Raw genomic sequence first — 16,050 nt, forward strand, 5'->3', positions numbered from 1 at the left:
GCGCTCTCAGACTTCGGAAAACGCGTCCGGGTAGGCGACAAACATCGGCTCGGCGAGCGCGCCGCGCTCGAGCTCCAGGGCCATGAAGGCGGGCGAGCCGGAATAGGGCGAGGAGACCTTGCTGGCCGCATCCGCCGAGAACCCGAAGCGCGGGTAGTAGTCCGGATGGCCCAGGACGATCACCGCATGGGCGCCGAACTCGCGGCAGGTCTCGATGCCCATCTCGATCAGCCGCCCGCCCAGGCCCTTGCGCTGGTGCTCCGGATGCACAGCCATGGGCGCCAGGGCGGCGATCAGCTCGGTGCGGTCGGCCCACAGGCGGCTGAACAGGATGTGGCCCACCACGGCGCCGTCCGCCTCGGCCACCAGCTCGAACATCACGTCGCCGGCGGCGCGCAGCGCCTCGATCAGCCGGGCCTCGTCCGGCTGGGCGAAGGCCGCCTCGTTGATCTCGCGGATGGCGGCATGGTCGGCGGGGCGGGCGTGACGGATCATCCGGCCACTCTAGGCCTGCCGGCTAGTCCGCGGCCACCCACTCCACGTCGGCGCCCAGGGCGTTGAGGTTCTCGACGAACTTCGGGTGGGCGCGCTGGATGGGGCTGGCGTTGAGGATGGTCGAGCGGCCGGGGATGGAGGCGGCGACCATGAAGAGGGCGATGGCGACGCGGATGATGTAGGGGCTCTCCACCTCGGCGGGCGTCAGCGGCTTGCCGCCGAAGGTGATCACCCGGTGCGGGTCGCAAAGCACCGCATGGGCGCCGAACTTGGCCAGCTCCGATGTCCAGCCGAGGGCGCCCTCGTAGACCTTGTTCCAGTACATCATCTGCCCCTCGGCGCGGGCGCCCAGGGCGATGAAGATCGGCAAGAGGTCCACCGGCAGGTAGGGCCAGGGCGCGGCCTCCACCTTCTGCAGGATGTGGCTGGTGAAGGGCTCGCGCACCTTCAGGCCGCCGTTGGCCGCCACCTTCGACCAGCCGTTCTCGTGCACCACCTCGACGCCGAACTTGGCGAAGGTGCGGTCGATCAGCGGGAACTGCTCGGGATGGTCGTTGCGGACCTTGATCTCGCCGCCGGTGATTGCGCCCATGGCCAGGAAGGTGGCGATCTCGTGGAAGTCGTCGCCGAGCGTGAACTCGCAGCCGCCCAACTCGTCCACGCCCTCGACCACCACCTGCGAGGAGCCGCCCTGCACCTTGGCGCCCATGGCGTTCAGGAAGGCGCAGAACTCCTGCACGTGCGGCTCGGAGGCGGCGTTGGTCAGCCGGCTGGTCCCCTTGGCGGTCGCCGCGCACATGATGAAGTTCTCAGTGGTCGTCACCGAGGCGTAGTCCAGCCAGTGGCTGGCGGCCGAGAAGCCCCTGGGGATCGCCATGGTGATGCGGTCGCCGCGGGTGGTCACCTGGGCCCCGAACTGTTCGAACACCTCGATGTGCGGGTCGATCTCGCGCACGCCCAGGGTGCAGCCCTTGATCTCGTCCTCCAGGGCCATCTCGCCGAACAGCTTCATCAGGCCCGGGACCAGCATCAGGAACGAGCGCATGTCGGCGGCCGGTAGCGTGGCCGCCTCGCGGTTCAGCTGCCCGCCGTGGTGGACCCGCAGGGTGCCGGTCTCGAAGTCCATGTCGACGCGGCTGCCCAGCTTGTCGAAGAAGGCCAGGATCTTGCGCACATCGGTGATGTCCGGGACCCGGTGCAGGGTCACCGGCTCGCGGGTCAAGAGGGTGCCGCAAAGGATCGGCAGCACCGCGTTCTTGTTGGCCGACGGCGTGATGGCGCCCTTCAGCGCCCGGCCGCCTTGCACGATCAGGTTGGTCATGGGCCGGGGGCCTCTCTTGAGGGGGCAGGCGCCGTCAGTGTGCGGCCGAGCTTACCAGACGCCGATCTTCTCGGCTTCGGCGTGGCTGATCGGCTTGTGGGCCCGGGCGTGGTCTTCCTCGGCGAGCAGCCGGACCGCCTCGAGCGCGGCCATGCAGCCCATGCCCGCGGCCGTCACCGCCTGGCGGTAGACGTCGTCGGTGACGTCGCCGGCGGCGAACACGCCCGGCACGTTGGTCGAGGCCGTGCCGGGCTTCACCTTCAGATAGCCCGAGCCGTCCATCTCCAGCTGGCCCTGGAAGAGCTGCGAGGCCGGCGCATGGCCGATGGCGATGAACACGCCGTCGGCGGCCAGTTCGCGGGTCTCGCCGGTCTTGACGTTCTTCAGCCGCACGCCGGTCACGCCCATCGGGTCGGAGGCGCCCAGCACCTCGTCGATGGCGCTGTTCCAGACGACCTCGATCTTGGGATTGGCGAACAGCCGCTCCTGCAGGATCTTCTCGGCCCGGAACTCGTCCCGGCGGTGCACGACGGTGACCTTGGAGGCGAAGTTGGTGAGGAACAGGGCCTCCTCGACGGCGGTGTTGCCGCCGCCGACCACCACGACCTCCTTGCCGCGGTAGAAGAAGCCGTCGCAGGTGGCGCAGGCCGAGACGCCGAAGCCCTGGAACTTCTGCTCGCTCTCCAGGCCCAGCCACTTGGCTTGGGCGCCGGTGGCGATGATCAGGGTCTCGGCGAGCCAGACCTCGCCCGAGTCGCAGACCGCCCGGAACGGCCGCTTGGAGAGGTCGACCTCGGTGACGATGTCGCTGACGATCTCGGTGCCGACGTGGCGGGCCTGGGCCTCCATCTGCTCCATCAGCCAGGGGCCCTGGATGACGTCGGCGAAGCCGGGATAGTTCTCCACGTCGGTGGTGATGGTCAGCTGGCCGCCCGGCTGGATGCCGGCGATCATCACCGGGTTCAGCAGCGCCCGGGCGGCGTAGATGGCGGCGGTGTAGCCGGCGGGGCCCGAGCCGATGATCAGGCAGCGGGTGGTGCGGGGGGAAGCGTCCTTGGCCATGGGCCCTATGTAGTGCGGATTCTGGCGCGTTGCGACGGGGCAGGGCCGCGCAGGGTTAACGCCGGCTTCAGAGCGATTTGCTAGTCTGTCCGGGATGAAGCCCGTCCCGCCCGAAATCGAGATCGCCGGCCGCCGGATCGGGGCCGCGCACGAGCCGTTCGTGATCTGCGAGCTGTCGGGCAACCACAACGGCAGCCTTGAGCGGGCGCTATCCATGCTGGATGCGGCGGCGGCCACCGGCTGCGATGCGATCAAGATCCAGACCTACACCGCCGACACCATCACCATGGACGTCGACCGGCCGGAGTTCCGCATCCACGGCGGGCTGTGGGACGGGCGCAGCCTCTACGAGCTCTACCAGGAGGCCCAGACGCCCTTCGAGTGGCACGAGTCGCTGTTCGCCCGGGCCCGCGAGCTGGGGGTCATCCTGTTCTCCAGCCCGTTCGACGAGAGCGCGGTCGACCTGCTGGACGGGCTCGGCGCGCCGGCCTTCAAGATCGCCTCCTTCGAGGCCATCGACCTGCCGCTGATCCGCTACACCGCCGCCAAGGGCAAGCCGCTGATCATCTCCACCGGGATGGCCAACCTGGCCGAGATCGAGGCCGCCAAGGCCGCGGCGCTCGAGGCCGGGGCCAGCGGCGTGGTGCTGCTGCACTGCGTCTCCAGCTATCCCGCGCGGCTCGAGGACGCCAACGTCCGCACCGTGGCCGACATGGCCGGGCGGTTCGGCTGCCCCGTCGGGCTGTCGGACCACACCCACGGCACGGCCGCCTCGGTGGCGGCCATCGCGCTGGGCGCCTGCGTCATCGAGAAGCACTTCACCCTGGCCCGCGCCGACGGCGGGCCCGACGCCGCCTTCAGCCTCGAGCCGGCGGAGTTCACCACCCTGGTGCGCGAGTGCAAGGACGCCTGGCGCGCGCTCGGCCGCGCCCACTACGACCTGCTCGGGGCCGAGCGGGCCAACCTGCAGTTCCGCCGCTCGCTCTACGTCGCCGCCGACGTACCGGCCGGGGCGCCGCTGACCCGCGACAACGTCCGCTCGATCCGGCCGGGCAACGGCCTGCCGCCGGCCAGCCTGCCGGACGTCCTCGGCCGCCCGGCCGCGCGCGACCTGAAGCGCGGCGAGCCGCTGGCCTGGGACATGATGGAATAGGGTCGGACGTCAGGCCGCCGTCGCGGTCCGGACCTGCTGCGCCGGCTCCAGGGCCGCGGCCAGCGCCGAGCCGATGCGGGCGAAGGCGTCCTCCGGGCGCTCCGCGCTCCAGCAGCCGGACACGAAGGCGGGGCCGAGGCTCTGGGCCAGCTTGCCGCGCAGCGCCTTCGTCGCCTTGGCCTCGGCCATCGAGGTCAGGCCCTGGCGCGGCTCGACGGCGGCCAGCAGCTGTTCCTTGAGCTGGACCTGGCCGAAGCCGGACATCAGCCTGCGGATCTCGCGGCGCAGCTCGGCGTCGCCGGCCTCGGCCACGCATTCGGCCGTCAGCAGGGTCTCGCCCCGGCTCTCGTAGGTGGAGATGCGGAACACCGCGCCGCTGGCGGTGAAGTTCTGCAGCCAGAAGGGCTTCAGCTCCGTCTTGGCCTTGAAGACGTAGGCGGCGCCGCTGCGGACCAGCGGCTTGGGCGCCGTGACGCCCACGGCCTTGTAGAGCGGAGCGGGGCCGGCGGCCCAGACCAGGGCCTCGCCCGGCCGGCAGGCGGCGATCGCCTCGCGCGGCGAGATCATCGAACCCAGGTGGATCTTCACGCCCAGGCCGGCCAGCGCCCGGCCGGCGGCGGCGAACAGGCCGGCGAACCCGTCCCTGGGCAGCGAGGCCTGGCTGCCCTGCGTGCGGCCCCACATGTGGCCGGGCAGGCCGTAGAGGGCGTCGTAGAGATCGTCGGCGCGCTTCAGCTCGGCCAGGGTCGTGGTGTCGGCGGCGCGGGGATGGACGCGGCCGATCCCGAGCGGCCCTGCGGCGCTCTCGTGCACCTCGTCGAGCCACACGCCGAGGCTCCACTGGCAGTATCTCGAAAGCGCCTGCTCGATGTCGTGCGGGTAGGCGCGCAGGCGATCGGCCAGGCTCTCGCCGGCCGGCTCGACGAGGGCCGTCTGGCGCGCGGCCAGGGACGGGCCGCCGAAGCCCTCGACGAACGCCGGCTCGCCGCCGGCCCCCGGGCTGACGGATCCGCAGCGGTTGTCGAAATCGTCGAAGGCGACCCCGTGCCACTCCAGCAGGGCGCGCTGCGCATCGCCCCTTGTCCCGAAGTAGTGGCGCGTCTGGCGAAGCTCGAGGCCGTGGTCGGTGCGGGGCAGGAGCGAGCCGCCGAGTTCGCCGTACTGCTCGAAGAGCTCGATGTCGCGGCAGCCGAGCCGATGCGCCTGCAGTGCGGCGATGATCCCCGTCAGGCCCCCGCCGACGATCCGAACCTTGCCCATGTACCCCTGCGAACTTTCTGCCGGCCGAGACTGAATACAGTCGCCGGTGGAGTGCGAAGGATCGGTTAAACCTGTTGAGTCTGGGACTGGGGCAGGCTGCCGCGGGCCGCGATTATCCCCAGAAACGCCTCCGCAACGCGCGGCGCGCCCAGCCCGTCGCACATCGATGCGGCCGCCTCCGACAGCCGCCGCCGCAGGCCCGCGTCGGCCAGAAGCCGGACGATCGCCCGGTCGAGCTGGGCTTCGAAGTCGGCCGCCTCACGGTCCACCACCAGCGCCGCGCCGGCCTCGGCGACGGCCGCCGCGCCCGGGCGCTGATTTTCGGCCAGCACCACGAGCACCGAGGGCAGGGCCAGCGCGCAGCGCTCCCAGGTGGACGAGCCGGCCGCCCCGATCGCGGCGTCGGCCTCGGCGGCCAGCACGGCCATGTCGGGCGTGTCGATGTGCAGCTCCAGGCGCGGGTCGTGCGCGGCCAGCCGCTCGAGGCCCCGCCGGCTGGGGGCCGCAGCGCCCAGCACCACGTCGATCGCCAGCATCCCGAGCCGCGAGCGCAGCTTCTGCAGCACCTGGCCGGTGATCCCGCCAACGTCGGTCAGGCCCATGGAGATCAGGATGCGGCGGACCGGCCCGTCGCGGCGGGCCATGGCCGCCTCGCGAAGGGCCGAGAACTCCGGCCGAAGGGGCGCGTACTGCGGGCCCAGCAGCAGCCGGGCGCCGGGGGCGAGCTGGGCGTAGTCGGCGCTCGTCCGTTGCGGGCCGGGATCGAGCACCACATCGGCGCCCAGCGGCCGGTCGGCCAGGTCGTCGACGACCAGCCGGGGGCGGCCCTTGCCGATCGCCTCGTGCGCCTCGCGCGAGAGGCCGTAGTGGTCGAACACCACCGCCTCGACGTCGGCGAAGGCGGCGGCCGCGATGAGCGTCTCTGGGCCGCCCGCAGGCGCCGAGATGCGCGGCGTCTCCGGCGCAAAGGCCTGCAGGATCTCGGCGACGGGGGGCGGGCTGAGGAAGATCGGCGTGGCGCCGCGGGCGGCCAGCGCCTGGGCCAGCGAGAGGCTGCGCATGACGTGCCCGCCGCCCACGAGAGGTCCCGCGTCGACGACGAACAGGATGCGGCTCATCACTCACTCCTACGCCCCGCGGGTGGGGAAGCTAGGCTGCGTCGCGAAGGTTGGCGAGCGGCGCTTCGCCGCGCCTTCAGGTCCGCCGCCCGTCCAGCCGGCGCAGCAGCTCCTCGGCCGCCAGGCCTGTCTCGTCGAGGGGCGGATAGGCCCAGGTCTCCAGGCGGCCGCGGAACGAGCGCAGGGCCCCCCGCTCCGCCAGGTCGGCGTGGAAGGCCGCCAGCTTCTTGCTGCGCCCGTCCATGGAGAGGAGCTGCACCGGCTTGCCGGTGAAGGCGGCCTCGGTGGCGAGGTTGGTGGAGTCCTCCGTGACCAGGATCACGTCGGCCGCCGCCAGGAAGGCGAAGTAGGGGTTCTCGCCGGTCTCGTCCCAGATCCACCCAGGCAGGGCGCCCAGCGCCTCGGTCAGCGCGCGCCTGGCCGGCTGCGGCGTGCGGCGGGAGAAGGTGACCAGCACCGACCCGTGGGCGCGCGACACCGCCTGGGCGATCTCCGCGCCCATGGCCGCGGCCCGTGCGGGGGATAGATCGTGGGCCTTGCTCTTGCCGCCGATCAGCACCGCCACCCGCGGGGCGGGCAGGGGCCGGATGCGGTCGGCGAAGCGGGCCAGGTCCTGGGCCAGCCGCTCGGCCGTCAGCCGCTGGGGCGCGCCGGTGATCGGGAAGACGTTGGGACCGGTCAGGCCGTCATGCCTGGGCGGCACCACCAGGTCGTAATGGGAAAGGCTCGTGCGCGGGTGCTGGACCTGGACGACGAAGGTGCGCCCCTGCGACCAGCGGCGCACGCGCGTGGAGAGGGGCAGCGTGGCCCGGCCGGCGGCGATCCAGACGTCGGGCCAGGGCGGGGCGATGGCGCTCGCCGGCGCCAGCGCCGAAAGCGGGATCAGCCGCCAGGGCAGCCGCCCCCAGCGGCCCTTCCAGCGGACCGTCTTGACCTCGACCTGGGCGGGGCGGCGGCGCGCGACCGCCTGGGCCAGGCCGACGGCCTGCGCCTCGATGCCCGCGCGTCCGTCGGAGACGGCCCAGATGGTCAGCGGCGACTCGGCCATGGCGGCCGAGCCTAGCAGGGGGTCAGACCCAGTCGACCTTGAGGATTTCGTAGGCCTTCACGCCGCCCGGGGTGTTCACCTCGACGACATCGCCGATCTCCTTGCCGATCATCGCCCGGGCGATGGGCGAGGCGATGGAGATCTTGCCCTGCTTCACGTCGGCCTCGTGCTCGCCGACGATCTGGTAGCGGGCCTCTTCCTCGGTGTCCTCGTCGACGACCGAGACGGTGGCGCCGAACTTCACCTGGCTGCCCGAAAGCTTGGACACGTCGATGACCTGGGCGCGCGCCAGCTTGTCCTCGATGTCGGCGATCTGCCCCTCGATCCAGCCTTGCCGCTCCTTGGCGGCGTGGTACTCGGCGTTTTCGGAGAGATCGCCATGGCTGCGGGCTTCCGCGATCTGGGCGATCACGGCCGGCCGTTCCACGGTCTTCAAACGCTTCAGTTCTTCGTCGAGGGCCTGATAGCCCTCGGCGGTCATCGGGACTTTTTCCATCAGGGACGGTGACTCGGGGTTTCGCCCTTCGCAGAGCTGGGTTCCCGTCGTGGGCGCGAACGACTGGGGGCTAAGAGGATAGAGGCGGGGGCTTGGGAATACAAGAGGTCGCACCCCCAAGGCGAGTTGACCGCCTCAGGGCCGGGAAGCGGACATCATAACTCGAAAACGACGCGCCCGTCGAACCGCATCTGGCCTGGCGCCTTCGCGCCCTTTCAAAGGGCCTCGGGCGAACCTAGCTGTACGGCCGGAACGTCAATCCAGGAACCGGCCATGGCTGCCCGCGGGATCACCCTCTACCACTCGCCCGCCAGCCGGGCCTTCACCGCCTACTGGATGCTCGAGGAGCTGGGCGTCCCCTTCCGGGTCGAGACGGTCGACATCCGCAAGGGCGAGCAGAAGGCGCCTGAGTACCTGAAGCTCAATCCCGCCGGGAAGGTGCCGACGCTGGTCGACGGCGAGGCCGTGATCGCCGAGAACCCGGCCATCTGCATCTACCTGGCCGACCGCTACGGCTACGGGACGCTGGCCCCGAAGATCGAGGATCCGCGCAGAGGGGCCTACCTGAAGTGGATCGTCTATTCGACCTCGGTGGTCGAGCCGGTGCGGGCGCTCCATTCGGCGGGCGTGCGGCTGCCGCCGCCGAAACGTGGCGAGTTCGGCTCCGGCTTCGGCGAGTTCGACGACATGCTGCGGGTGCTGCGCGAGACGCTCTCGAACCGGCGCTACCTGCTCGGCGGCGAGTTCAGCGCCGCCGACGTCATGCTGGGGTCGGTGATCTCCATGTCGCTGTACGACAAGGAGCTGCCGGAGGACCCGGTGCTGGTCGACTACAACGCCCGCCTGACCTGCCGCGAAGCCTACCAGCGGGCCGCCGACGCCACCTGGCCCAAGTGGCTGTTCGAGGCCGGCTGAGGGGCGGGCGCTAAGCTCGCCCGTGACTGGTTGGGGCGCGGAGCGGCCCTACCTGTCACCCGCACCCGGCGCGGCCGCCTGCGCGGGGCGACAGGTAGCGCCTGCGGCGCAACCGTCACCGGCAGGCTCCTCACCGCACGGTGAGCCCGCCGTCGATGACCAGTTCGGCGCCGGTGACGTAGCGACTCTCGTCGCTGGCCAGCCAGATGACCCCATTGGCGATGTCCTCCGGCAGGCCCTTCACGCCCAGCGGCACGGCCATGGACGACATCTGGTCGAGGGTGGCCGAGCGGGGCAGGGCGTTCGAGCCCGGCTCGCCGGTGCCGACGATGGTGTCCCAGATCGGCGTCTCGATGATGCCCGGGTGGACCGAGTTGACCCGGATCCCGTCCTTGGCGTTGGCGCACTCCATGGCCACCGCCTTGGTCATCAGCCGCACCCCGCCCTTGGTGGCGCAGTAGGCGGCCAGGTTCGCCGAGCCCTTCAGCCCGGCCACCGACGACATGTTGACGATGCTGCCGCCGCCGCCCTTCCGCATCAGCGGGATGGAATGCTTCATGCCGAGGAACACGCCGTCGAGGTTGACCGCGCTCTGGCGGCGGAAGTCGGCCAGGCTGAACTCCAGGATCGAGCCGCCGAGGCCGATGCCGGCGTTGTTGACCAGCACGTCGAGCCGGCCGTGCCGACGGCCCACCTGGCCGATCACCTCGACCCAGGCCTCCTCGGAGGTCACGTCGTGGGTGAGGTATTCGGCCTTCCCGCCCGAGGCGGCGATGGCCTGGACCGCGGCTTGGCCCAGCTCGTCCTGGACGTCGGTGATCACCACCACCGCACCCTCGGCGGCCAGCCGCTCGGCGCAGGCCTTGCCGATGCCGCTCGCTCCGCCGGTCACCAGCGCGACCTTGCCGTCCACACGTCCCATGGCGCTTTCCTCTTATCGCTGTTCAGTCGGTGAAGCTTTAGACCATGACGCGGCTTTGCGGCAGAGCGCGTCGGCGACTAGGGAAGGGCGATGAGCGCCATCATCCGCAGGGCCGAACCCGCCGACGCCGAAGCCTTGGCGCTGGTCGGCCGCGCCACCTTCCTGGAGACCTACGCCGGCCAGCTGCCGGCCGCCGACATCCTGGCCCACTGCGCGCGCCAGCATGCGCCCGAGCTCTACGCGGCCTGGCTGGCGAGCGCCGGCCACCGGCTGTGGATCGCCGAGGCCCGGGAAGGGGCTGCGCCCGTGGGTTATGCGGTGCTGGGGCCGCCGGACCTGCCGGTGCCGACGAGCGGCGAGGATGTGGAGATCAAGCGCATCTACCTGCTGCACCGGTTCCAGGGGCAGGGGCTGGGGGCGGGTCTGATGCGCGCGTGCCTGGACGGGGCCCGGGAGGCCGGCTTCGGCCGGGCCCTGTTGGGCGTCTTCGGCCGCAATGAGGCGGCCATCGGCTTCTACCGCCGGCAGGGCTTCGCGCTGGCCGGCGAGCGGAAGTTCCAGGTGGGGGCGAGCGTCTACGACGACTTCGTGCTCGCCCGCCCCCTGTGAGGACTTAGAGCGACTTCACCCAGTTGGCGTCGCCGCCGCCGGTGACCAGGCCCACCAGCATCGCCAGCGCCAGGATCGCGATCAGCGCGACGACCAGCAGGTCCATGGAGCCTTCGAACTTCTCGATCCGATGTTTGTTGCGGTGCGGGTGGTGGTCGGCGTCATGGGCGCCGCCGTGCTTGAAATTCAGCCGCATAAGGGCCTCCTACGCAAAATGACTGAGGCAAAGCCTCTGCCAGACTGCGCCAGGCGCCGCTGGGGCGCGGCTCCGGAGGCGAAGAGCGGGCCGCCGGAGCTGGCCCTTTTGCGCCTGACGCGGTCAGGCGATGACCAAAATCGTGCGCCTCTTCAGAGCGATGGTCAACACTTGACGGACCGGCGTTCGTCAGAACAAAGTATGAACATAGGAGGCGGCGATGGCGGACTTCGAACGGGCGCGCGATTTCATCTACGGCGGGGCGCGGCTGATCGACCGGCGCGCGTTCGCGGCCGAGTTCGAGGGGGCGGACCCGGGGCTGGTGCTGACGGCGCTGGCCGCCTACCAGAACCCGGACGGCGGCTTCGGCCACGGCCTTGAACCGGACACCCGCACGCCGCACAGCCAGCCGCTGAACGTCGAGATCGCCCTGCAGTACATGGCGGACGCCGGCGTCTGCGATGCGGCGATGGCGCGGCGCGCCTGCGACTTCCTGCAAGGCGTCAGCGCGCCCGAGGGGGGCGTTCCGATCCTGCTGCCGGGCTTTGCGGCGCACGCCCACGCGGCCCACTGGACCGGCTACGCGCGCCCGCCGGAGCTGGTGCCCAACGGCGGGCTGGTCGGGCTGCTGTACAAGCTGGGCGTCGATCATCCCTGGCGCGAGGCGACGGCGGGCCGCGTCTGGGCCTGGATCGAGGCGGAGGCGGGCCTGGGCGCCCACGACATCCTCGACGCCGTCTGGTTCCTGGAGGCCGCCCCCGACCGCCCCCGCGCCGAGGCCGCCGCCGCACGGCTGGCGAAGGCGCTGCCCGCCGCCGCCTGGTTCAAAGAAGACCCCGCCGCCGAAGGCTACGGCGTGACGCCCCTCTGGTACGCCCCCAGCCCCGACGCCTTCTGCCGCCCCTGGTTCTCCGACGCCGCCATCGAGAACAACCTCGCCCACCTTTCGGCCGCGCAGCAGCCCGACGGCGGCTGGCCCCTCACCTGGAACCCGCCCGGTCCCGCCTCCGAGCTGGAATGGCGCGGCGTCCAGACCCTCAAGGCGCTGAGGACGCTGAAGGCCTATGGCAGGCTCTGAGCATCAAGACCTCGCCGCCCGCGCGGCGGGGGGAGAGGGTTGGGTGAGGGGGGCGCCGCCGCAAACCATCAAGCACAGGGCGCGCGCCCTCCGCCGCAGTTCCACCGACGCCGAGAAACACCTCTGGGCCGCCCTTCGCGCCCACCGTCTCGGCGGCTGGAAGTGGCGCCGGCAGGTCCCCATCGGCCCGTACATCGTCGACTTCCTCTGTCCCGCCGCCCGCCTGGTGGTGGAGATCGACGGTGGGCAGCACGACGTCCAGGTGGAGTACGACGCAGCCCGCACCCTCCGCCTCGAGGCGCACGGCCTGCGCGTTCTGCGGTTCTGGAACCGGCACGTGCTCAGAAACCGCAGCGATGTCTGCGAGATCATCCTCGCCGCCTGCGATCAGAGACCTCTCCCCCCGCGCAGCGGGGGGAGAGGGTAGGGTGAGGGTGGCCTCGGGGCTCCGCTACGCGATGCGCAGGGCTACGCCGTCCGAAGCCCGAACCGCGTCTGTTCGATCCGTCTCGCCGCCTGCGGCGGCGACCCCTCACCCAACCCTCTCCCCGCAAGCGGGGAGAGGTCTATTTACCCATACGCCTGCAGCGGCCGGACCTCGAGGGTGTCCTCGGCGGTGGCGGCGATGGCCTGGGCGGCGGCCAGGGCGCCGGCGGCGGTGGTGAAGTAGGGGATCTTCATCATCAGGGCCGAGCGGCGGATCTCGAAGCTGTCGGCCAGCGACTGCTTGCCCTCGGTGGTGTTGAAGACCAGCTGCACCTCGCCGTTCTTCATGGCGTCGACGATGTGCGGGCGGCCCTCCAGCACCTTCTTCACCCGCTCGACCTTCAACCCCTTTTCGGCGAGGTAGTCGCAGGTGCCGCCGGTGGCCAGGATCCTGAAGCCGCGCTCGACCATCAGCCGCACGGGCTCGACGATCCAAGGCTTGTCGGCGTCCTTCACGGAGACGAACACGCAGCCGGTCTTGGGCAGGATGGTGCCGCCGCCCAGCTGGCTCTTGGCGAAGGCGCGGGCGAAGGCCGGCGCCAGGGTCTCGCCCTCGCGCACCCAGTCCAGGCCCATCACCTCGCCGGTGGAGCGCATCTCCGGCCCCAGCACCGTGTCCACCCCGGCGAAGCGGGCGAACGGGAACACCGCCTCCTTCACCGCGATGTGGTCGTAGGGGGTCTCGGTCAGGTCGAACTCGGAGAGCTTGCGGCCCGCCATCACCTTGGCGGCGATGCCGGCCAGCGGCTTGCCGATGGTCTTGGCGACGAAGGGCACCGTGCGGCTGGCCCGCGGATTGACCTCCAGCACGAAGATACGGGGGTTCTCCGACTGCGGCTCCTCGATGGCGAACTGCACGTTCATCAGGCCGCGCACGTTCAGCGCCTTGGCCATCGCCTCGGTCTGGCGCTTCAGCTCCTCGATGGTCTCGCGCTTCAGCGAGAAGGGGGGCAGGGAGCAGGCGCTGTCGCCCGAGTGCACCCCGGCCTCCTCGATGTGCTCCATGACGCCGGCCACGAACACCTGCTCGCCGTCGCACAGGGCGTCGACGTCCACCTCCGTGGCGCGCGAGAGGTACTGGTCGATCAGCACCGGACTGTCGCCAGAGACCTGCACCGCATCGCGCACGTAGCGGGCCAGCTGCTCCTCGTCGCGGACGATCTCCATGGCCCGGCCGCCCAGCACGTAGGAGGGCCGGATCACCACCGGGAAGCCGACCTGGCGGGCCGCCTCGAAGGCCTCCTCGTCGGAGCGGGCGATGGCGTTGACCGGCTGGGCGATCTTCAGCCGGTGCAGCAGCTGCTGGAACCGCTCGCGGTCTTCGGCCAGGTCGATGGCGTCCGGGCTGGTGCCGAGGATCGGGATGCCCGCCTGCTCCAGGGCCGCGGCCAGCTTCAGCGGCGTCTGGCCGCCGAACTGGACGATGACGCCGAGCAGCTCGCCGCGCGAGCGCTCGGTCTCGATCAGCTCCAGCACGTCCTCGGCGGTCAGCGGCTCGAAGTAGAGCCGGTCGGAGGTGTCGTAGTCGGTGGAGACCGTCTCGGGGTTGCAGTTGACCATGATCGACTCCACCCCGATGTCGTCCAGGGCGAAGGCGGCGTGGCAGCAGCAGTAGTCGAACTCGATCCCCTGGCCGATGCGGTTGGGGCCGCCGCCGAGGATGATGGCCTTCCTGCGGTCCGACGGGTCGCTCTCGTCGTCCGGGATCTGGCCCAGGGCCCCGGTCTCGTAGGTCGAGTACATGTAGGGCGTCTCGGCGCGGAACTCGCCGGCGCAGGTGTCGATGCGCTTGAAGACGGGCCGCACGCCCAGCGCCCGGCGCTGCTCGCGCACCTCGGCCTCGGTGGTGTGGGTCAGGCGGGCCAGCCGCGCGTCGGAGAAGCCCATGGCCTTGAGGGCCCGGAACTCGGGGGCCGAGGTCGGCAGGCCGGCCGCACGGATGCGGGCCTCCTGGCGGACCAGGGCCTCGATCGCGCGCAGGAACCAGGGCTCGTAGGCGCAGGCGGCGTTCACCTCCTCGACCGAGAGGCCCTCGCGGAAGGCCTGGGCGATGACCCGCAGCCGGTCGGGCGTCGGCTGGCCCAGCGCCCGCAGCACGGCGGCGCGGCCGGTCTCGGCGTCGTCGGCGCCCTCGATGGCGACCTCGTCTAGGCCGGTCAGGCCCGTCTCCAGTCCCCGCAGGGCCTTCTGCAGGCTCTCGGCGAAGGTGCGGCCGATGGCCATCACCTCGCCGACCGACTTCATCGAGGTGGTGAGGTAGGGCTCGGCGCCCGGATACTTTTCGAAGGCGAAGCGCGGAATCTTGGTGACGACGTAGTCGATGGACGGCTCGAAGGAGGCCGGGGTCGCCCCGCCAGTGATCTCGTTCTTCAGTTCGTCGAGCGTGTAGCCGACCGCCAGCCGGGCGGCGACCTTGGCGATGGGAAAGCCCGTCGCCTTGGAGGCCAGCGCCGAGGAGCGCGACACCCGCGGGTTCATCTCGATGACCACCATCCGCCCGTCCGCCGGGTTCACCGCGAACTGCACGTTGGAGCCGCCGGTCTCGACGCCGATCTCGCGCAGCACGGCGATCGAGGCCGCCCGCATGCGCTGGTATTCCTTGTCGGTCAGCGTCAGGGCCGGGGCGACGGTGATGGAATCGCCGGTGTGGACGCCCATCGGGTCCACGTTCTCGATGGAGCAGACGATGATGCAGTTGTCCGCCTTGTCGCGGACCACCTCCATCTCATACTCCTTCCAGCCGAGCACGCTCTCCTCGACCAGCACCTCGGTGGTGGGCGACAGGTCCAGGCCCCGCTCGACGATCTCGCGGAACTCCTCGACGTTGTAGGCGATGCCGCCGCCGGTGCCGGCCAGGGTGAAGGACGGCCGGATGATCGCCGGCAGGCCGACGAAGTCGAGCGCCTGCATGGCCTCTTCGAGGGTGTGGGCGACGTGCGACTTGGGGCTCTCCAGCCCGATGGCGTCCATGGCGTCGCGGAACTTCTGCCGGTCCTCGGCCTTGTCGATCACCTCGGCCCGGGCGCCGATCATCTCGACGCCGTACTTCTCCAGCACCCCGGCGCGCTCGAGGGCCAGCGCGGTGTTCAGCGCCGTCTGGCCGCCCATGGTCGGCAACAGGGCGTCCGGCCGCTCCTTCTCGATGATCTTGGCGACCATCTCGGGGGTGATCGGCTCGATGTAGGTGGCGTCGGCGATCTCCGGATCGGTCATGATCGTCGCCGGGTTCGAATTGACCAGGATGATCCGGTAGCCCTCGGCGCGCAGCGCCTTGCACGCCTGCACCCCGGAGTAGTCGAACTCGCAGGCCTGGCCGATCACGATGGGCCCGGCGCCGATGATCAGGATCGACTTGAGGTCGGTGCGTTTGGGCATTCTCTGGGGCTCTTCTCGCGCGCCAAGGCCGGGTCGCGCGGCGCGCCGCGCGGCCTTCACCGACCGGATTGCAGGTTAAGTCGCCCGTTTAGAGGCGGAGTCGGGACAGGGCAAGGGAGAGCTTGCAAGGTTGCGCCCCGGGGCCGTTCCAGACCTCGTGATCGGCCGGATTCGGAACCATCGGACGACCTTGGCCTTATCACATGATATGCCTGCGCGGTCGTTCCGTGCGGACGCCGATGGAGACTTTCCTGGAATGACCTTGATCGAGAAGATCCCGGAACTCGACGACGACGGCCTGAAGAACCTCCTGGCCAACGCCCGCCGCCTTTCGGAAGAGGGCTCGGCCAAGCAGCAGGCCGCCGCCGCCGAGCTCCTGCCGGCGCTCGAGGAAGCCGCCGCCCAGCGCCAGGCCGAGAAGGTCGAGGCCGCCGCCGCCAAACGCGCCGCCAAGCGGACCACGAAGAAGGAAGCCGCCCACTAGCCGCGGCTTAGGGGGGCCGCCGCGGCGGGAGC

16 protein-coding genes are annotated in these 16,050 nt (G+C 70.9%); 6 read left to right on the top strand and 10 right to left on the bottom strand.

Features of this window, described 5'->3' with window-relative positions:
- Positions 1 to 6 precede the first annotated feature (6 nt).
- Genes ACFSC0_RS13550 through trxB form a run of 3 tightly spaced genes read right to left on the bottom strand, consistent with a single transcriptional unit; the run spans position 7 to position 2,878 of the window.
- A complete protein-coding gene (locus ACFSC0_RS13550) occupies positions 7 to 495 on the bottom strand; it encodes a GNAT family N-acetyltransferase (RefSeq protein WP_377283629.1) in 489 nt (162 codons plus the stop codon).
- Positions 496 to 517: 22 nt separating this feature from the next.
- Positions 518 to 1,816, bottom strand: a complete 1,299-nt coding sequence (locus tag ACFSC0_RS13555) for a UDP-N-acetylglucosamine 1-carboxyvinyltransferase (protein ID WP_377283628.1) — start codon at positions 1,814 to 1,816, stop codon at positions 518 to 520.
- Between the two features lie 51 nt (positions 1,817 to 1,867).
- Positions 1,868 to 2,878 carry a thioredoxin-disulfide reductase gene (gene trxB, locus ACFSC0_RS13560; protein WP_377283627.1) on the bottom strand — a complete coding sequence of 337 codons (1,011 nt, stop codon included), beginning with the start codon at positions 2,876 to 2,878 and terminating at the stop codon, positions 1,868 to 1,870.
- 94 nt (positions 2,879 to 2,972) lie between these two features.
- Here trxB and pseI point away from each other — a divergent pair, with 94 nt between their 5' ends.
- Positions 2,973 to 4,031: a pseudaminic acid synthase gene (gene pseI, locus ACFSC0_RS13565; RefSeq protein WP_377283626.1), complete on the top strand. Its 1,059-nt coding sequence runs from the start codon at positions 2,973 to 2,975 to the stop codon at positions 4,029 to 4,031.
- Positions 4,032 to 4,040: 9 nt separating this feature from the next.
- On the opposite strand, the gene ACFSC0_RS13570 is transcribed toward pseI, so the two are convergent.
- The 4 genes from ACFSC0_RS13570 to greA all read right to left on the bottom strand — a co-directional run bounded on the left by ACFSC0_RS13570 (position 4,041) and on the right by greA (position 7,953).
- Positions 4,041 to 5,291: an NAD(P)-binding protein gene (locus ACFSC0_RS13570; RefSeq protein ID WP_377283625.1), complete on the bottom strand. Its 1,251-nt coding sequence runs from the start codon at positions 5,289 to 5,291 to the stop codon at positions 4,041 to 4,043.
- A gap of 65 nt (positions 5,292 to 5,356) precedes the next feature.
- Positions 5,357 to 6,409 carry a UDP-2,4-diacetamido-2,4,6-trideoxy-beta-L-altropyranose hydrolase gene (pseG, locus tag ACFSC0_RS13575; RefSeq protein WP_377283624.1) on the bottom strand — a complete coding sequence of 351 codons (1,053 nt, stop codon included), beginning with the start codon at positions 6,407 to 6,409 and terminating at the stop codon, positions 5,357 to 5,359.
- A 76-nt stretch (positions 6,410 to 6,485) separates the two neighbouring features.
- The gene (locus ACFSC0_RS13580) at positions 6,486 to 7,457 is read right to left on the bottom strand and encodes a mitochondrial fission ELM1 family protein (protein ID WP_377283623.1); all 972 of its coding nucleotides are present in this window, start codon (positions 7,455 to 7,457) and stop codon (positions 6,486 to 6,488) included.
- A gap of 22 nt (positions 7,458 to 7,479) precedes the next feature.
- Positions 7,480 to 7,953, bottom strand: coding sequence for a transcription elongation factor GreA (gene greA / locus ACFSC0_RS13585; RefSeq protein ID WP_377283622.1), 474 nt, complete (start codon positions 7,951 to 7,953; stop codon positions 7,480 to 7,482).
- A gap of 273 nt (positions 7,954 to 8,226) precedes the next feature.
- Here greA and ACFSC0_RS13590 point away from each other — a divergent pair, with 273 nt between their 5' ends.
- The gene (locus ACFSC0_RS13590; RefSeq protein ID WP_377283621.1) at positions 8,227 to 8,868 is read left to right on the top strand and encodes a glutathione S-transferase family protein; all 642 of its coding nucleotides are present in this window, start codon (positions 8,227 to 8,229) and stop codon (positions 8,866 to 8,868) included.
- Between the two features lie 130 nt (positions 8,869 to 8,998).
- Here the strand turns inward: ACFSC0_RS13590 and ACFSC0_RS13595 are convergent, their stop codons facing one another.
- On the bottom strand, positions 8,999 to 9,790 hold the full coding sequence (locus ACFSC0_RS13595; RefSeq protein ID WP_377283620.1) for an SDR family NAD(P)-dependent oxidoreductase: 792 nt from the start codon (positions 9,788 to 9,790) through the stop codon (positions 8,999 to 9,001).
- A gap of 90 nt (positions 9,791 to 9,880) precedes the next feature.
- Between ACFSC0_RS13595 and ACFSC0_RS13600 the strand changes: the two genes are divergently transcribed.
- Entirely contained in the window at positions 9,881 to 10,399 is a 519-nt protein-coding gene (locus ACFSC0_RS13600; protein WP_377283619.1) for a GNAT family N-acetyltransferase, read from the top strand.
- A gap of 4 nt (positions 10,400 to 10,403) precedes the next feature.
- Here the strand turns inward: ACFSC0_RS13600 and ACFSC0_RS13605 are convergent, their stop codons facing one another.
- The gene (locus tag ACFSC0_RS13605; protein WP_377283618.1) at positions 10,404 to 10,595 is read right to left on the bottom strand and encodes a hypothetical protein; all 192 of its coding nucleotides are present in this window, start codon (positions 10,593 to 10,595) and stop codon (positions 10,404 to 10,406) included.
- Positions 10,596 to 10,815: 220 nt separating this feature from the next.
- On the opposite strand from ACFSC0_RS13605, the gene ACFSC0_RS13610 reads away from it, so the two are divergent.
- Positions 10,816 to 11,673: a hypothetical protein gene (locus ACFSC0_RS13610; RefSeq protein WP_377283617.1), complete on the top strand. Its 858-nt coding sequence runs from the start codon at positions 10,816 to 10,818 to the stop codon at positions 11,671 to 11,673.
- A 43-nt stretch (positions 11,674 to 11,716) separates the two neighbouring features.
- Positions 11,717 to 12,100 carry an endonuclease domain-containing protein gene (locus tag ACFSC0_RS13615; protein WP_377283616.1) on the top strand — a complete coding sequence of 128 codons (384 nt, stop codon included), beginning with the start codon at positions 11,717 to 11,719 and terminating at the stop codon, positions 12,098 to 12,100.
- A gap of 143 nt (positions 12,101 to 12,243) precedes the next feature.
- Here ACFSC0_RS13615 and carB read toward each other — a convergent pair whose 3' ends face one another.
- Positions 12,244 to 15,534: a carbamoyl-phosphate synthase large subunit gene (gene carB, locus ACFSC0_RS13620; RefSeq protein WP_377283615.1), complete on the bottom strand. Its 3,291-nt coding sequence runs from the start codon at positions 15,532 to 15,534 to the stop codon at positions 12,244 to 12,246.
- A 256-nt stretch (positions 15,535 to 15,790) separates the two neighbouring features.
- Between carB and ACFSC0_RS13625 the strand changes: the two genes are divergently transcribed.
- The gene (locus tag ACFSC0_RS13625) at positions 15,791 to 16,018 is read left to right on the top strand and encodes a hypothetical protein (RefSeq protein WP_377283614.1); all 228 of its coding nucleotides are present in this window, start codon (positions 15,791 to 15,793) and stop codon (positions 16,016 to 16,018) included.
- The last annotated feature ends 32 nt before the right edge of the window (positions 16,019 to 16,050 follow it).

This window comes from Phenylobacterium terrae (genome assembly GCF_042681205.1).
Classification (GTDB): Bacteria; Pseudomonadota; Alphaproteobacteria; order Caulobacterales; family Caulobacteraceae; genus Phenylobacterium; species Phenylobacterium terrae.

Excerpts from the sequence above, each read along its gene's own strand:
- ACFSC0_RS13550 (WP_377283629.1), bottom strand. The coding sequence starts at position 495 with ATGATCCGTCACGCCCGCCCCGCCGACCATGCCGCCATCCGCGAGATC.
- ACFSC0_RS13555 (WP_377283628.1), bottom strand. The coding sequence starts at position 1,816 with ATGACCAACCTGATCGTGCAAGGCGGCCGGGCGCTGAAGGGCGCCATC.
- trxB (WP_377283627.1), bottom strand. The coding sequence starts at position 2,878 with ATGGCCAAGGACGCTTCCCCCCGCACCACCCGCTGCCTGATCATCGGC.
- pseI (WP_377283626.1), top strand. The coding sequence starts at position 2,973 with ATGAAGCCCGTCCCGCCCGAAATCGAGATCGCCGGCCGCCGGATCGGG.
- ACFSC0_RS13570 (WP_377283625.1), bottom strand. The coding sequence starts at position 5,291 with ATGGGCAAGGTTCGGATCGTCGGCGGGGGCCTGACGGGGATCATCGCC.
- pseG (WP_377283624.1), bottom strand. The coding sequence starts at position 6,409 with ATGAGCCGCATCCTGTTCGTCGTCGACGCGGGACCTCTCGTGGGCGGC.
- ACFSC0_RS13580 (WP_377283623.1), bottom strand. The coding sequence starts at position 7,457 with ATGGCCGAGTCGCCGCTGACCATCTGGGCCGTCTCCGACGGACGCGCG.
- greA (WP_377283622.1), bottom strand. The coding sequence starts at position 7,953 with ATGGAAAAAGTCCCGATGACCGCCGAGGGCTATCAGGCCCTCGACGAA.
- ACFSC0_RS13590 (WP_377283621.1), top strand. The coding sequence starts at position 8,227 with ATGGCTGCCCGCGGGATCACCCTCTACCACTCGCCCGCCAGCCGGGCC.
- ACFSC0_RS13595 (WP_377283620.1), bottom strand. The coding sequence starts at position 9,790 with ATGGGACGTGTGGACGGCAAGGTCGCGCTGGTGACCGGCGGAGCGAGC.
- ACFSC0_RS13600 (WP_377283619.1), top strand. The coding sequence starts at position 9,881 with ATGAGCGCCATCATCCGCAGGGCCGAACCCGCCGACGCCGAAGCCTTG.
- ACFSC0_RS13605 (WP_377283618.1), bottom strand. The coding sequence starts at position 10,595 with ATGCGGCTGAATTTCAAGCACGGCGGCGCCCATGACGCCGACCACCAC.
- ACFSC0_RS13610 (WP_377283617.1), top strand. The coding sequence starts at position 10,816 with ATGGCGGACTTCGAACGGGCGCGCGATTTCATCTACGGCGGGGCGCGG.
- carB (WP_377283615.1), bottom strand. The coding sequence starts at position 15,534 with ATGCCCAAACGCACCGACCTCAAGTCGATCCTGATCATCGGCGCCGGG.
- ACFSC0_RS13625 (WP_377283614.1), top strand. The coding sequence starts at position 15,791 with ATGACCTTGATCGAGAAGATCCCGGAACTCGACGACGACGGCCTGAAG.